The organism is Micromonospora sp. NPDC005305 (assembly GCF_040607315.1).
Taxonomy (GTDB): Bacteria; Actinomycetota; Actinomycetes; order Mycobacteriales; family Micromonosporaceae; genus Micromonospora.
This window is the reverse complement of the sequence record NZ_JBEXGL010000029.1, coordinates 29,569-42,970: the sequence shown is the minus strand read 5'-3', so window position 1 is coordinate 42,970 and position 13,402 is coordinate 29,569. Positions and strand designations below refer to the sequence as shown.

General features: G+C 71.6%; 9 protein-coding genes. 2 read left to right on the top strand and 7 right to left on the bottom strand.

All coding sequences use genetic code 11. The annotated features are described in order from the left end of the window. Nucleotides 1–77 precede the first annotated feature (77 nt). From ABZS80_RS30080 to ABZS80_RS30060, 5 genes are all read right to left on the bottom strand, one after another. The gene (locus tag ABZS80_RS30080; RefSeq protein WP_355061126.1) at nt 78–959 is read right to left on the bottom strand and encodes a Gfo/Idh/MocA family oxidoreductase; all 882 of its coding nucleotides are present in this window, start codon (nt 957–959) and stop codon (nt 78–80) included. 55 nt (nt 960–1,014) lie between these two features. Further along, nucleotides 1,015–2,019 carry a hydroxyacid dehydrogenase gene (locus ABZS80_RS30075; RefSeq protein WP_355061124.1) on the bottom strand — a complete coding sequence of 335 codons (1,005 nt, stop codon included), beginning with the start codon at nt 2,017–2,019 and terminating at the stop codon, nt 1,015–1,017. Further along, nucleotides 2,016–2,909, bottom strand: a complete 894-nt coding sequence (locus ABZS80_RS30070) for a carbohydrate ABC transporter permease (protein ID WP_355061123.1) — start codon at nt 2,907–2,909, stop codon at nt 2,016–2,018. The genes ABZS80_RS30075 and ABZS80_RS30070 overlap by 4 nt, the downstream gene beginning before the upstream one ends. Next, nucleotides 2,906–3,829: a sugar ABC transporter permease gene (locus ABZS80_RS30065; RefSeq protein WP_355061121.1), complete on the bottom strand. Its 924-nt coding sequence runs from the start codon at nt 3,827–3,829 to the stop codon at nt 2,906–2,908. Before ABZS80_RS30065 ends, ABZS80_RS30070 begins: the two co-directional genes overlap by 4 nt. Nucleotides 3,830–3,891: 62 nt before the next feature. Next, nucleotides 3,892–5,133: a sugar ABC transporter substrate-binding protein gene (locus ABZS80_RS30060; RefSeq protein ID WP_355061119.1), complete on the bottom strand. Its 1,242-nt coding sequence runs from the start codon at nt 5,131–5,133 to the stop codon at nt 3,892–3,894. A gap of 149 nt (nt 5,134–5,282) precedes the next feature. On the opposite strand from ABZS80_RS30060, the gene ABZS80_RS30055 reads away from it, so the two are divergent. After that, entirely contained in the window at nt 5,283–6,548 is a 1,266-nt protein-coding gene (locus ABZS80_RS30055) for a Gfo/Idh/MocA family oxidoreductase (RefSeq protein WP_355061117.1), read from the top strand. Between the two features lie 58 nt (nt 6,549–6,606). Here the strand turns inward: ABZS80_RS30055 and ABZS80_RS30050 are convergent, their stop codons facing one another. After that, on the bottom strand, nt 6,607–8,871 hold the full coding sequence (locus ABZS80_RS30050; RefSeq protein ID WP_355061115.1) for a hypothetical protein: 2,265 nt from the start codon (nt 8,869–8,871) through the stop codon (nt 6,607–6,609). A gap of 184 nt (nt 8,872–9,055) precedes the next feature. Between ABZS80_RS30050 and ABZS80_RS30045 the strand changes: the two genes are divergently transcribed. Then, complete coding sequence (locus ABZS80_RS30045) at nt 9,056–10,999, top strand: hypothetical protein (RefSeq protein ID WP_355061113.1); 1,944 nt, start codon at nt 9,056–9,058, stop codon at nt 10,997–10,999. Nucleotides 11,000–11,119: 120 nt separating this feature from the next. On the opposite strand, the gene ABZS80_RS30040 is transcribed toward ABZS80_RS30045, so the two are convergent. Further along, nucleotides 11,120–13,171, bottom strand: a complete 2,052-nt coding sequence (locus ABZS80_RS30040; protein ID WP_355061111.1) for a PQQ-binding-like beta-propeller repeat protein — start codon at nt 13,169–13,171, stop codon at nt 11,120–11,122. Nucleotides 13,172–13,402 lie beyond the last annotated feature (231 nt).

Genomic DNA, 13,402 nt, shown 5'->3' with positions numbered 1-13,402 from the left:
GTAACGGTCATGACCGTAACTTCCCGCCATGGGGGCGTCAAGGTGCTCGGGGCGGTGGGTCGACCCGGCCGTGTGGTTCAGGCGGTGGCACGCGCCGTGGCGAGAAGGCCCAGTACGGCCCGGGTCTGCGCCCACGGCACCGGGCTCGACCCGCCCCGGACCATGCCCAGGAACGCGTCGATGGTGGCCCGGTAGCCGAGCTGGTCGGCGCCGCCGCTCAGCACCACCCGCTGCGTCCCGCCGGCGGTGTGGACGGTCACCTCGTACGCCTCGCCCTGGCTGACCCCGAGCACCTCGACAACGCCGGGCACGCCGTCGTCCCACTGCAGCGCCAGCAGCCCGGTGTCCTCGGAACGCAGTCCCCGGTGGCGGCGTACGGTGCCGGCGGCCCCGACCAGCCGCACCGCCGGCCCGAGCAGCGCGACCAGCAGCTCCACGCCGTGCAGTCCCATCATCACCAGCGTGCCGCCGCCGACCGCCGGGTCGTCCTGCCACGGGTTGTAGCCGGTGGCCCAGAGACCGACGTCGTGCCGCACCGTGGCCCGGACCGACAGCACCTCCTCGCGCGCCAGATCGAACGCCACGAAGTCCGGCGCGAAGCGCAGCACCGAGGAGGTGAGCACCAGCTCCGGTGCCCGCCGCACGACGCGTTCCAGGCGGTCGAGCTGCCCCAGGGTCGCCGCGGCCGGCTTGTTGACGAAACAGGGCAGCTCGCGGGCGAGCACCTGGGCCAGCGCGTCCGGGACGTCCGGGGTGGGGACCGTGAGGACCACGCCGTCCGGGCGGGTCGCCAGCAACGCGGCCAGGTCGGGCGCCACGGCGACGTCCGGCTGCTCGGCCCGGAACCGTGCCAGCCGCTGCTGATCCGACTCCCACACCACCAGCTCCGCGTGGTCACGCAGGGCGCGGGCATCGGTGTAGGGGTGACTGGTGGCGAGTCCGGCCAGAGCGATGCGCATGAGCGCAGAGGCTACTTCTCCTGCCTCCGGCCGCGCCAGCGCAGGTCAGCCCGGGTCAGCCGGTCCGGTCGAGCTGCTCCGGGCGCACCTCGTGCGCCAGCGGTCGTCCGCGTTGGAACCGGTCGATCTCGGCCACGAGGATCGCACCGGCCCGGCGCCGCGACTCCACCGTCCCGGCCGCCTCGTGCGGGGTCAGCAGCACGTTCGGCAGCCGGCGCAGCGGATGGTCGACCGGCAGCGGCTCGACGTCGAAGACGTCCAGCGCGGCGTCGATCCGGCCGGTGCGCAGCGCGGCGAGCAGCGCGGCCTCGTCCACCAACGCCGAGCGGGCGGTGTTGACCAGCAGCGCCCCGTCCGGCAGCAGGGCGAGTTCGCGTGCCCCGATCATTGCGACGGTCTCCGGCAGCACCGGGGCGTGCAGGGAGACCACCGTGCTGCGCGGGAGCAGTTCGTGGAGGCCGACCCGTTCGACGCCGAGCGTCACGGCCTCCGCGTCGGACAGGTAGGGGTCGGCCACGAGCACCCGCGCCCCGAGCGCCCGCACCAGGCCGAGGTATGCCCGGCCGGTCCGGGAGGCGCCGACCACCCCTACCGTCGCCCCGCGCAGCTCGCGGCGGGGCGGGGCGTCCTTCGCGCTCGTCCAGCCGGCCCCGGTGCGCAGGGCGTGGTCGAACCGGTGCAGCCGGTGCAGCAGCGCCAGCGTCAGCGCGAGAGCCTGCTCCCCCACCGCGTACGCCATCGCGTCGCCGGCCTGGGTGACGCGTACCGCACGGGCGAAGCACTCCGGGGTGACGAACGGTTTCACGCTGGCCCCGGTGTGCGCGAGCAGCCGCAGCCGGGGCGCGGCGGCGAGCACCGCGGCCGTCAGCGGGGCGGTGCCCCAGCCGGTGACGACGACGTCGGCGTCGGCGAGCAGCGCCGCGAGCACGGCCTCGTCGCTCACGTCGGCGCCGTCGGCGGGCAGCCGCACCTCACCGAGGCGCCGCAGCGCGGCCACGGTGTCGGGGTCGAGGAACAGCTCGCGGACGTACGGCGTGGCCGCCACCGCGATGACGCTCACCCCTTTATGCCCGTGGTGGAGACGCCCTGCTGGAAGTAGCGCTGGCCGACGAGGTAGGCCATGAAGATCGGCACGAACGCCACCACCGACCCGGCGAGCAGCATGTTCAGCGGCACGTTCTCCTGTTGCAGCGAGGCGATGCCGGTGGTGAGGGTCCGCATGTCGAGGCTCTGTCCGACGATGAGCGGCCACAGGAAGTCGTTCCAGTGCCAGAGGAAGACGAAGACGCCCAGCGTGGCCAGGATCGGTTTGATCAGCGGCAGCACGATCGCGACGTAGACCCGCCACTCGGAGCAGCCGTCGAGCCGGGCGGCCTCGAACAGTGAGTCGGGCAGGGATGCGATGAACTGTCGCATGAGGAAGACGGCTTGGGCGTTGGCCAGCGTCGGCACGATCATGCCCCAGTAGGTGTCCACGCCGTTCAGCTCGGAGATGATGATGAACGTCGGGATCATCGTGACGTGGTACGGCACCATCAGCATCGCGAGGAATGACCAGAACATCGTCTCCTTGCCGGGGAACCGCTTCTTGGCGAAGGCGTAGCCGGCCATGGAGGCGAACAGCAGCACGCCGACCACCGACACCACTGAGTAGACGAGCGTGTTCGCCATCCAGCGCAGCACGCTCTTGGCGCCGATGACCTGGTCGTACGCCTCGGTGGAGAGCGGCCAGGGCAGCAGGCTTTCCGGGAAGGTGACCGGCCCGGTCGGCTTGAACGACAGCACGACCATCGCGTAGAAGGGGAACAGTGTGAGCACGGCACCGGCCAGCAGCAGCGCGGTACGCCCGATCACCCAGCCCTTGCTGGCCCGGCCGGCCCGGTAGGGGCGCCGGTCGCGTTGCTGGGTTCCGGTGGCCGGGGCGGCCGGCAGCGTTGCGGTGTCGGTCACTGTTCCCTCCCCAGGGTCAGCCGCTGGATCAGCGCCACAACGATCGTCATCACGAACAGGGCGACGCCGACCGCGCTGGCGTAGCCCAGGTCGAAGTATTTGAATCCCTGGTCGTAGAGCAGGTACACGAGGCTGTAGCTGGCGCGTACCGGGCCGCCGCCGGTCATCACGTAGATCATGTCGAAGACCTGGAACGACACGGTGGTCTCGATGATGGCGACGAAGAACAGCGCGGGCCGCAAGTGCGGCAGCGTGACGTACCGGAAGCGCTGCCAGGCCGAGGCGCCGTCGGTCAGCGCCGCCTCCTCCAGCTCCGCCGGGATGTCCTGCAGACGGGCGAGCAGGATGAGCATGCCGTAGCCGAAGCGGGACCAGACCGACACCAGGACCAGGGCCGGTACCACCAGCGCGCTGTCGGCGAGCCAGGAGCCGGCCGGCAATCCCAGCGCCCCCATCGCCCGCGACCACGGGCCGCCGTCGGCGAAGACCCAGGTGAAGACGACCCCGGCGAGGACCAGGCTGGTCACAACGGGCAGGAAGAAGACGGACCGGAAGAGCTTCGCACCGCGGAAGGCGCGGCGGGTCAGCAACGCCATACCGAGGGAGGCCAGCATCGACAGGGGTACGGACAGCGCGGTGAAGATGACCGTCACGCGCAGCGCCGACCAGAAGGTCGGGTCGTCGACGAGCCGGCGGAAGTTCTCCAGGCCGGTCCAGCTGGTGTCGCCGCCGACGGTGTAGTCGGTGAAGCCCAGGATCACGCCGGCGATCGCCGGCCCGAACCGGAAGATGACGAAGAGCAGGAGGAACGGCAGGACGAACAGCAGGGCCGCGCCGGCCTCGCGGGCGGACGGCCGGCGCCGGACCGCCTTGGCCGGCCGGCGTGGCCGACGGAGCTTGCTCCCCGGTAGTGCAACCATCTGACAACCTTTCTCGGCGGCTCGCGGTGGGCGAGGGTACTCCCACCGCGAGCCGCGCCAGGTCAGCCCAGCAGCGGAGCGACGGCCTTCGCCGCGTCGTCGAGCGCCTGCTGCACCGACTTCTTGCCGAGCAGAGCGGCCTGGATCTCCGGGGACAGAACGCCCTGGACGTCCCGGGCCTTCTCGTGCAGCGGGCCGACGGTGCTGGTGGCCACCTGCTGCTCCTGCACGCTGAGGACCGGGTCGCTGGCGTAGAGCGTGCCGGTGGACTTCCGCGGAGAGAAGAAGTTGGAGGCCACGTCGTACTTCTTGGTGTTCTCGGCGTTGGTCGCGAAGGCGATCCACTTGCCGGCCGCCTCCTTGTTCTTGGCGCCCTTCAGCATCGACAGCGAGCCGACGGTGCCGTAGCCGACCTGCTTGACGTCGGTGAAGTGGGGGACGGCCTGGATGTTCTCCTTGCCCCACAGCTTCTCGGCCTCCGCCACGGGCACGTGCCAGACACAGCCGACCTTGTTCTGACCGATGCGGGTCTGCTCGATCGACGGGACGTTGGTGATCAGGCTCTTGTCGACGTAACCGCCGTCGACAAGTTGCTTCAGGAAGGTCAGCGCCTTCTGCCCGGCGTCGCTGTTGAAGGCGACCGACTTGCCGTCCGGGCTGAACACGTCACCGCCGGCCGACCACAGCAGCGGGTAGAACGTCTGGTTTAGGGTCTGCTTGGAGTCACCCGGGTAGGCGGTGATGTCGTAGCCCTTGGCCTTGAACTTCGGGGCCAGGGTGAGCAGCTCGTTCCAGCTGGTGGGGTAGGTGGTCTCGCCTACGGCGGCGAAGACCTTCTTGTTGCAGATCGGGGTGGCGGCGCTGGTGAGGATCGGCGCGCCCATCATCTTGCCGTCGATGCTCACCGACTTCGTCACGTTCTCGTGGTAGTCGCTCTTGGCGTCGGCGTCGAGGTACTTGTCGACCGGCTCGATGTTGCGGGCGTACTTGGGCAGCTGGTCGGGGATCAGGTAGACGACATCGGGCCCCTTGTTGCCGGCGATGGCGGTAGCCAGCGCCTGGTCACGGTTGGCCCAGGGGAAGATCTCGGTCTTGACCTGGATGTTGGGGTTGGCGGCCTGGAACGCCTTGACGGTCTCGTCCCAGTACGCGCCGTGCTTCGCCTCGTCGACGATCACGGGGTAGATCCACATGGTCACGGTGGTCTTGCCGGAGTCACCGGAGCCGGAACCGCCACAAGCCGTGGCCGCGAGTGCGGCGACGAGCGCCACCGCGACGGCCGACAGGCTCTTGCGAACACGCATCTCGCATCCTTCCGGGGGAGTCAGGTTCGCCGTACATTAACTTACGGTCCGGGCCGATACTAGAGCCGAGGAGCATCGAGGTCACACCGTTACTGTTCGTGCGGGCAACCCACCGGATCGATCCAGCCCCGTAATAGCGAAGGAACCCGATGACCGTATCCCTCGCCGTCGTCGGCGCCGGCAACCGTGGCAGCACGTACGCGGGCTACGCCCTGCGATTCCCGGACCGGGCCCGCGTCGTCGCGGTCGCCGACCTCCGCGCGACCCACCGCAACGCGCTCGCCGACGCCCACGGCGTGCCCCCAGCGGGACACTTCGACTCCTGGCAGACCCTTGCCGCCAGGCCCCGGCTGGCCGACGCGGTCGTGCTCACCACCCCCGACCGGGAGCACGCCGAACCCGCCGCCCGCTTCGCCGAACTCGGCTACCACGTCCTGTTGGAGAAGCCGATCGCGCCGACCGAGGCCGAGTGCGCGGCGGTGACCGAGGCGGCGGAACGGACCGGCGTCCTGCTCGCTGTCTGCCACGTCCTGCGCTACACCCGCTTCACCGAGGCGGTGAAGCGGTACGTCGAGGCGGGGGCCCTGGGCCGGATCATCGGCGTGGAACACCTGGAGCCGGTCGGCTGGTGGCACTTCGCGCACTCCTACGTCCGCGGCAACTGGCGCCGCGCCGACACCTCGTCCAGCAGCCTGCTCGCCAAGTGCTGCCACGACCTCGACTGGCTCCGCTACATCGTGGACGACACCCCCGTGCGGGTCAGCAGCGTCGGCGGACTGCACTACTTCCACCCCGGCAACCGGCCAGCCGGTGCCGCCGACCGCTGCCTCGACTGCCCCGTCGAGTCGCGGTGCCCGTACTCGGCCGCCCGCTTCTACCGCGACTGCCTAGCCGACCCGGACCGACACGAGTGGCCTCTGTCGGTGGTGACCCGTGACCTGACCCCCGCCGGGGTGACCGCGGCACTGCGCGACGGCCCGTACGGGCGGTGCGTCTTCACCGGCGACAACGACGTCGCCGACCACCAGAGCGTGACGATCTCCTTCGTCGGCGGGACGACGGCCACCCTGACCATGAGCGCGTTCACCCCCGGGGGCCACCGGCGCACCCGCGTCATGGGCACGCACGGCTACCTGGAGGGCGACGGCGAGCAGGTCAGCGTCACCGACTTCGTCACCGGCGCCACCGTCACCACCGACACGCGGGGCGGCGGGGCGGACGCCGGCTCCGGCCACGGCGGCGGGGACACGCGGTTGATGGCGGCCTTCGTCGAGGCGGTCGCGACCGGCGACCGGTCCGCGGTGCGGTCGGGGCCACGGGAGTCCCTGGACAGTCACCGGATGGCGTTCGCGGCGGAGCGCAGCCGGCTCAGCGGTGGCGCTCCCGTCGACCTCACCGCCGCCACGGTGGCCTGAACCTGGTCCGGGTCGGCCCCGCTCCTCCCCCGTGCGGTGCAGGAGCGGGGCCCGCCGGCTATCGGCCGGTGCCGGAGCGCGCGGCCGCCGCCACGATCGCGTCCTTCTCGCCGCCAGTGAGCAGGCCGGCGTCGACCAGACCGCCGGTGACCTCGGCGACGTGCGCCACGAACGCACCGTGGCTGTCCCAGTGCGCCTCGTCGCGAATCAGGTCGTTGACCGTACACCCGCGCTCCGCGTACCGGTTCGGTACGCCGGTGCCACCGCCCGCGTACACCTGGGTCCGCAGGTCGGAGCGGGGGCAGTCGTCCGGCTCCGGCATGTATCGCAGCAGATGCGAGCCGTACTGGACCGCCCCGTTTGCGGCCTTGACTCCGTTGCGGAACCACAGGTTGCCGGCGCCGTCCTGCGTTACCCGGTAGGTCTGCGCGTCTCGGATGACCCGCACGGCCTTCGACAGTGGATCGATCTTGTGCAGGTAGCCGTCGAGCGAGGCGTAGACGTGCTCGTCGGCGGCGCTCACGACAAGTTCGTCGGCCACCCCGGAGGAGTTGCCCGGCACGTCGAGGCGGTGCGTCACCGCTCCGGTCGTCGGGTCGAGGATGAACACCTCGCCGTCGGCGAGGCCCCAGATCATCCCGTCCGGGCCGGCGACGAGGGAGGTGATCGCGTCGGCCCCGGGCACCGGGGTGTACTCGGCGGTCTTCTCGCCGGTCGCCAGGTCGGCGGTGAACACCTTCGCCTCGGTGGCGCGTGGCACGGTGCCCCCGCCACCGCCGATCGTGGTGCCCGCCCACAGCCGGTCGCCGATCACGGCGAGGCTGATCACGCCCTGGTCGGCGACGATGTTCCGGCGGGTGGTACGGGCGCCCGTGGCCGTGTCGTAGACGGTCAGCGCGCCGCCCCACAGGCCGTAGTCCGGGGTGCTGCCGACGTAGATCCGGCTACCGGACGAGGCGAAGGCGATCGGCCTGTTCTGGCCGTCGGGCTGAAGACGGAACAGCTCACGCGGGTTGGTGCCGAGCTGGTACGGCCGGGCCGGGTCGTAGACCAGCACCCCGCCGTACGGGTACACGCCCTGGTACATCTTGCCCTCGTGCCAGCCGAAGCCGTCGGCCTGCCCGAGCCGGCCGACGTTGGTCGCCGTGCCGGTGGCCGGGTCGAGGACGGCGAGGTTTCCGTTGATGTAGAGGTTGGTCCAGATCCGGCCGTCCGGGCCGGCGGTGATGGTGTTGATGTCCAGGGCCTGCGGCGGGAAGGGTAGCTGGTACCGCTCGCTGGCCCCGGCGGCAGGGTCGTAGCGCAGCGCCTGCCCGCCGTAGTTGCCGATCACCGCGTACAGCTGGCCGTCGAGGAAGCCGAAGCCGATGCCCGCGCCGTCGCTGCGCACCGGCGCCCCGGTGGCGTCGCGCACCGGCCCGACCTTGTCGGTCGGCAGGTCGTAGCGCCAGAGCTCGGTGCCGGAGGTGAAGTAGACCGACCGGCCGTCGGGGGCCAGCGGCGATGTGCCGCGCGAACCCATGGTGAACCCATCGGCCAGGACCGCGCCGATGTCCGGGTCGAGCACCAGCCCCTGGAGCTTGTTGCGTTTGACGAAGAGCTTCCCGCCGACCAGGTTGATGTCGTACGGGTAGTTCGCGTCGCCGCGCAGCGCCTCCGGCCAGATGTCGCGCTTCTCCCCGGTGGCCAGGTCGAGACGGACCAGGTGGCCGGCGGTGCCGACGGCCGCCCACAGCAGGTTGCGCGACGGGTCCACCGCGACGTCGACGACGTACTGCTCGCCGGGGTACATCCGGCCGTGGTCGCGGAAGCCCTCGCCGGGGGCGTAGGAGAAGACGTGCGCGCCGGGGTAGGTGCCGCCGTATACCCGGCCGTCCGCGCCGGGCCGCAGGCCGTAGAGGACGGTCTGCCCGGCGACCGGGGCGCCGAGGTCCACGGTGGTCCGGGCCTGCGGGTCGTATGAGTAGAGGTGGGCGTTGGGGTAGCTGCCGGCGTACACGGTGCCGTCGCCGGACTGGGTGATGCCCCAGGCGCCGGAGGAGTCGGGCAGGTAGGCGGTGTCCAGCAGCTCGCGGGTCACCGGGTCGGTCACGCTGAGCACCCCGGGTGATCCCATCTGGACCCCGTAGACGACCGGCCGGCCATCGGCGCCGGTGCCGTAGTGGGCCTCGAAGACGGTGAGGGCGGTCTGCTGGACACCGAAATCGGTGACGGTGCCGGGCGTGGCCCCGGGTGGTGCGGCCGAGGCGGCGGCGGCCGGGAGCAGGGCGGCGGCGAGTGCCAGGACGGCGGCGGTCAGAAGGGTACGGCGGAACGACCACACCGGCGACCTCCACGTTCGACGATGCCGTCACCGTATTACGGTGGCGTCCGGAATTCTAGAGGCACCGATCGATGCAGGCTATTGGCGGAGATCCTGCGGTTCGGGTCTCGACACAACATTGCTCGACATGATGCGCTGTAGCAGTTACAGCCCTGACCGAAACCTTGAATCTCTGGAGGTAGTGTTGCGACGTACCGCGCTGACCGCGGCCCTCGCCCTGGCCGCCGCCGCGCTGGCGGTCCCGGCGGCAACCGCCCACGCCGAGGCCCCGGCGGAAACCGTCCACGCCGGAGCGCCGCCCGGCACCGTCACTGACCTCGGACCCGCGTCCGAGGTCACCTCCGTCAACGGCGCGGAACTGATCGACGGCACGATCTACACGGCCACCGGCGGCGTGTCGCCGATCGTGGTGGGCGGCTACGACCTGCACGAGCAGCGGGTGAACCGGCGCTACGAACTGCCCACCGGCGGCGGCGCCTGGGCCACCGCCGCGGTCGGCACCGACCTTTACGTCGGCACCTACGAGCCGGGCGACCTGTACCGGGTGGACACCACCGGCACCGGGGTCACCAAGGTCGCCGACGTCTCCCCCGACCGGTACATCTGGGCCATGGACACCGCGCCCGACGGCGTGATCTACGGCGGCACCTACCCGAACGGGCGGGTCTTCTCCTACGACCCGGCCACCGGCGCCACCCGCGACTACGGCGTCGTCGTCCCCGGTGAGCAGTACGTGCGCAGCATCGCCGTCGACGCGACCACCATCTACGCCGGCGTCGGCGCGCACGCCCACCTGATCGCCATCGACCGGGCCACCGGGGCGAAGCGGGAGATCCTGCCGCCCGAGTTCGCCGATCGCACCTTCGTCGGCACCCTCGCTCTCAAGAATGGTCTCCTCGCCGCCGCCCTCTCCCCCACCGGCACCATGCTGCTGATCGACACCGCGGACCCGTCGCGCTACGAGGTGGTGCAGACGCCGGACAGCTTCATCACCGCCATCGCCATCGACCCCGAGCGCAACGACGTCTACGTGGGCACCCGGCCCTCGGGCACGCTGCGCCGGTACGACCGGGACACCGGGCAGCTCAGCACCCTGGCCGTGCCCTACGACGGCGCCTCCTTCGGCCGGCTCTTCGTCACCGGCGACCAACTGCGCGGCGTGGTGACCAACAGCGTGGTCACCTATGACCTCGCCACCGGCGAGCTGACCGGCGTCGACCTGACCCAGGCCGGTATGCCGCCGGCACCGGAACTGGCCATGGCCATCGCCACCGACGGCCCCCGGGTGTACGTCTCCGGCAAGGCCGGCGTGCAGGTGCACGACCTGGCCGCCGGCACCTCCACCCGCCGGTTCCTGCCCGGCGAGGCGAAGGCGATGACCCCGGTCGCCGGCGAGATCTGGATGTCGGTGTACACGCTGGCGTACCTGTTCCGGATGGCACCCGGCGGCGACCCGCGCCGGGTGGCCGCGATCGGCGAGGAACAGACCCGGCCGCTCGACGCGGCCTGGTCCCCCGCCGACAAGCTGCTGGTCGTCGGCACCGAACCGGACTACGGCCGCTACGGCGGCGCGGTGTCGTTCTACGACCCGCGGTCCGGGGCGCTGGACGTGCACCGCGACGTCATCGCGGACCAGTCGATCCGGTCGGTGGCGGTGAAGCACGGCACCGCCTTCCTGGGCAGCAGCGTCAACGGCGGCTTCGGCACCACGCCCCGGGCCACCGAGGCCCGGCTCGCGGGCGTCGACCTGACGACCAGGTCGAAGACCTGGGAGATCACTCCGGTCCCCGGCGCGAAGCAGGTCGTGGACCTGGTCGCCACCGGCAACCGGATCATCGGCCTCACCGAGACCGGTGTGCTCTTCGCCGTCGACCAGCGGACCCGTCAGGTCGTGGCGACCACCACGGTCGCGGCCGGGCAGAGCACCCTGGTGCAGGTCGGCTCGACGATCTACGGCACGAACGGCCGGGACGTCTGGAAGCTGGACCCGGCGACGATGTCGGTGACCCCGTTCGTGACCGGCCTGAACGCCGAGTGGTACGGCGGTGGGGCGTTGATCACCGCCGCTCCGGACGGATCGGCGCTGTACGCCCTGCGCGGCCGCGACCTCGTTCGCATCCAGCTGTAGCGCTCGCACCCGTGACGACGGGCCGGCGATCCCGAGGGGGGATCGCCGGCCCGCTCCTGCCCATGCCTGCGCTGGTGCGGCCGCAGCCGGCGCCGGCCTTCGCTGCCGGGCCGGCGGCTGTCAGCCGGTCACGGTGACGCGGTAGAGGTGCTCGCCGTCGCCGAGGAAGAGCCGGCCGTCCGGGTGTGCGGCGAGAAACTCCGCCGGCTGCTGCAGCAGTTGCCGGGTGGCGCCGGTGGCCAGGTCCACCTGCACGACCTGCTGGCCGCGTACCAACGCGTACAGCAGGTGGCGTGGGGCGTGGTAGCCGAGCTTGCCGCGGCTGTCGGCGACGCCCGGGGCGAGTTGGAGGCGCCGGACGACCGAGTGGGTGTCCAGGTCGACGGCGAAGAGTTGGCCGCCCGCCAGGCCCCAGAGCAGCCCGGTGCGGTCCGGCGTCAGCGCCGGGATCGCCGTCGCGCCCGGCACCGGCACGAACTCGAACATCTTGATGTCGCCGGCGACGTCCCAGCCGAACAGCGTCGCCTCGGTCTGCGTGGGCGGGGGCACACTGTACCCACCGGAGATCGAGGTGCCACCGACGAGTAGGCCGTTGACATGGGCCAGGCTGACGATCGACTGGTCGGTGACCACCGGCCGGTGCACCCGCGACACGCCCGTTGCCTTGTCCACGATGGCCAGCACGCCGCCGAGAGAGGTGTTGGGCATGGTGCCGTACGCGACCTTGTCGCCGGCGTCGGTCAGCGCCCGGGCTCGTACCTGGTCGGCGGACTTCAGGTCGAGCAGCTTCGCCGGGTTGTCGGCGCTGCCGGGCAGGCCGGGCGAGTACTCGGGGCTGTGCCACGGCGCGGCCGGGTCGTACCGGTACAGCCGGGAGTCCGGGTACGCGCCGAGCCAGACCCGGTCGCCGGTCTCCAGCACGCTTTCCACCTGAGCGAACCGCTGGAAGGTCGACATGCCCGTGTCCGGGTCCACCCGGGCCAAGCCGCCGTTGAGGTAGCCACCGACCCAGACGGTGCCGGTCGGGCCGACGTGCAGTGCCGCGATCGGGATCGGCGCGCCGGGCACGTCGGTCTGCACCACGTCGGCCCGCCCGGTCACCGGGTTCCAGCGGAACATGTCGCCGCGCCAGAGCAGCCCGACCAGCGTTCGCCCTGGCCAGTCCTTGTCGCGGAGCGTCACCCACCCGATGCCCCGGTTGTTCACCACCCGGCCGGGGAAGACCAGCGGGGTGTCGGTGAACGTGCGCTTGCCGGGGTGGTAGCCGGTGAGCCGCCCGGCGCGGGTGAAGTAGACCAGGCCGCCGGGGCCGGGCGCGGAGACGTCCAAGCCGGCGACGTCGTCGATCAGGTCGGTCCACCGGCGCCGGGCGATGTCGTACACGCCGAGCCGGCCGTTGGTGGCCGAGCCGAACCGCGCGTACACGCGGCCGTCGTGGACGTTGAGGTCGTAGACCGTCAGGCCGACGCCGTCGCCCAGGCCCTCGGGCAGCGGCAGTTCACGCCGCTCTCCGGTGACCTTGTCGATCTCGAACAGGTGGGCGTCCGGTTGAGTGCCGGCGTAGATCTTGTCCGCGGTGACGGCGAGGCTGCGGACGTACTGGGCGCCCTGAAGCACCTGGCCGTAGTCGCGGGTCGTCCCGGCGGCCGGGTCGTAGGCGAAGACCCGCGCGCCCGGGAAGGTGCCGCCGTGGACGACGCCCGCGTCATCCACGGCCATCCGCCAGATGTACGTCTCGGACGCCAGCGGCCGGCCGAGGTTCTCCACCGGGCTGTCCGGCCCGGGCCGGCGACGATACAGGTCACCGGTGTTGTAGGCACCGACGTAGACGGTGCCGTCGGGCGCGGCGGCCACCGCGTACGAGCCGGGGGCGCCGCTGAGGTCCTGGGCGGAGACGGTGCGGCCGGTCGCGGGGTCGATCGCGGCCAGCCGGGCCGGCTCCCCGGACACCGCGGACCAGAGCACCGGCTTTCCGGTCGGGCCGGGGGCGACGGTGCCACCGATGAGCAGTACGTCGCGCAGCGGGATGCCGAAGGGGTCAACGGTCACCCCGGCGGCGGAGTCGCCGGTGGCGACGCCCGCGGTCGCGGGGTTCACGGTCCAGGCGAGGGAAAGGGCCGGCGCGGCGGTGAGGGCGACGGCGGAGCGGAGCAACGTACGGCGGTTCGTCATGGGCGCCTGCTTCTCTTCCAGCGACCGCCGGGGAGCCGGCGGCCGAGCCGTGACGGTCAGTACCGGAATCTGGATGAGGCCCCGGGAGGCGATCCCTCCGGGGGCGTCGGTGAGCTGTTGCTGGCGTGAGCCTCCGCAACCCATATCGGGCGGGTCCGCAACCACCCTAGGCTCGGTCCTCCGCCAACGTCAACGCCCCGCACTCACGATCGCGTCCGGGGTGTGTCCTCA